At 73.7% G+C, this 2,651-nt stretch carries 1 protein-coding gene (running past one end of the window); it reads left to right on the top strand.

Annotated features, from left to right (window positions below; genetic code table 11):
• Positions 1 to 2,651, top strand: part of the annotated coding region (locus tag CCN35_RS24785) for a type I polyketide synthase (RefSeq protein ID WP_143631797.1) (this coding region is incomplete at its 3' end). Its footprint begins 153 nt before the window's first position; 2,651 of its 2,804 annotated nt are in view.

Here is a 2,651-nt window from a genome sequence, read left to right as displayed (position 1 = left end):
GACGGCCGGCCCGCCGCCGCGGCGGACCGGCCGCTGCCGGACCCCTCCGGGACGTACGCACAGGAACCGATCGCCGTCGTCGGCATCGGCTGCCGCCTGCCCGGCGGCGTCGAGACCCCCGAGGAGCTGTGGCAGGGCCTCCTCGACGGCATCGACGCGATCCGGGAGGTGCCCCGGGACCGCTGGAACGCCCGGGAATGGCTCGACCCGGACCCGCGCGCACCCGGCAAGACCACCACCCGCTGGGGCGGCTTCCTCGACGACGTCTCCCGCTTCGACGCCGAACTGTTCCGCATCTCGCCCGCCGAGGCCCGGCACATGGACCCGCAGCAGCGCATGGCGCTCGAAGTCGCCTGGGCCGCCCTGGAGGACGCCCGGATCGCCCACGACGGGCTCCACGGAACCCGTACGGGCGTGTTCTTCGGCACCATGGCGCAGGAGTACCACCTGGCCACCGGCGCCGACCCCGCGTCCATCGAGACGCACTCCGCCGTCGGCTGGGACAACTCCATCATCCCCGCACGCATCGCCTACACCCTCGGCCTCCAGGGCCCGGTGATGGCCGTCGCGACCGCCTGCAGCTCCTCGCTCACCGCCACCCACCTCGCCGTCCAGAGCCTGCGGCGCGGCGAGAGCGACCTCGCCCTGGCGGGCGGCGTCAACGTCATGCTCCACCCGAACACCACCGTGGCCATGACCAAGTTCGGCGGGATGAACCCGGACGGCCAGTGCCGCGCCTTCGACGCGGGCGCCAACGGCTACGTCCGCGCGGAGGGCTGCGGCGTCGTCGTCCTGCGCCGCCTGTCCGACGCGCTGTCGGCCGGCGACCGCATCTACGCCGTGATCCGCGGCACCGCGGTCAACAACGACGGCGCCTCCAACGGCCTCACCGCCCCCAACCCCCAGGCCCAGGTCGACGTCCTGCGCAGCGCCTGGCAGGACGCCGGCGTCGACCCCAAGGACGTCTCCTACATCGAGGCCCACGGCACCGGCACACCGCTCGGGGACCCCATCGAGGCCGAGGCACTCGGCACGGTCTTCGCCGAAGGACGCACCGAACCGCTGTTCCTGGGATCGGCCAAGACCAACTTCGGCCACCTGGAACCCGCGGCGGGCGTCCTCGGCCTGATCAAGACCGCACTCGCCCTCCACCACGGCGTCCTCCCCGCCAACCTCCACTTCGACGAACCCAACCCGCGCATCGACTTCGAGCGCAACAAGCTCCGGGTCGTCACCGAACGCCACCCGTGGCCCGCCGCCCGCCGCCGCTACGCCGGCGTCAGCAGCTTCGGCTTCGGCGGCACCAACGCCCACGTCGCCCTGGAGGAGGCCCCCTACCACCGGCGCGAACTCCTCCCGGTCGCCGCCGACGGAGAGAAGGCACTGCACGACGCCATCGACGCACTCGCGGCATCCGGCACGAACACCGCACGGACCCGCTCCCACGACACCGGTACCCACCGTGCCGTCGTCGCCGTCACCGCCGCCGGCACCACCGACCTCGTCGCCGGCCCCCACCCGGCGGAACAGCGCCCCCCGCTCGCCTTCTTCTTCTCCGGCCACGGCTCGCAGTGGCTCGGCATGGGCCGCGACCTGCTCTGCGACCCGGTCTTCCGCGCCGCCCTCGACGAATGCGACCACGCCGTACGGGAGTTCACCGGCTGGTCGGTGACCGCGGAGCTCCTCCGCGACGGCAACCGCTCCCGGCTGCACCGCACCGACGTCGTCCAGCCCGTCCTCTTCGCCCTCCAGGTCGCCCTGGCCCGCACCCTCACGACCTGGGGCCTGGAACCCGACACCGTCTTCGGCCAGAGCGTCGGCGAAGCGGCTGCGGCCGTCGTCGCGGGCGCTCTCCCCCTGGACGAGGGCGCCCGGCTGATCACCACCTGGTCGTCCCTCGTCGCCGAGAAGGCCTCCGGCCGCGGCACCCTCGTCGTCTGCGACCTCACCCTCGACGAGGCGACCGCACTCGTCGCGGACGGTTCCCGCGGCATCGGCGTCGCCGGACACCTGGCCCCGGGCCAGGTCTGCCTGTCCGGGCCCCTGGACGCCGTCGCCGACCTCGAACGCGAACTGTCCGAAAAGGACGTGCGCACCCTGCGCGTCAACATCGACTACGCCTCCCACAGCCCCCTGCTGCAGGACCTCGCCCCCGAACTCGTACGCCGCCTGGGCACCCTGCACACCCGGCCGGCCACCATCCCCTTCTGGTCGACCGTGCTCGGCGACCACGTCGACGGAACCGGCCTGGACGCCGCCTACTGGGCACGCAACATGTGCGAGCCGATGCTGCTGGAGGAGGCGGTCACCGCCCTCACGGGCCACGGCCCGGCCGCCACCCGAGGACTCCGCATCGTCGAGATCGCCCCCCACCCGGTCGCCCAGCACTCCTTCGAGCGGACCTTCGCCGCGCTGAAGGACACCCGCTCCGCCGTCCTCGCGACCTGCCGCCGCGACCGGCCCGCCCGCCGGACCCTGGAGGACCTGGCCGCCCGGCTGTGGTGCGAAGGACACACCGTCGACTGGGACGCCGTCCACGGCCGCCCCGAACGGCACGGACGCACGGCACCCGTCACCCTCACCGTCTCCGGCAGGTCGGTGCAGGCGCGTGCGGAGAACGCGGCCCGGCTGGCGGAGTGGCTGGCTGGTCG

The organism is Streptomyces thermovulgaris, from assembly GCF_002155915.1.
In the GTDB taxonomy this organism is placed as follows: Bacteria; Actinomycetota; Actinomycetes; order Streptomycetales; family Streptomycetaceae; genus Streptomyces; species Streptomyces thermovulgaris.
This window is presented reverse-complemented; position numbering and strand designations above follow the sequence as displayed.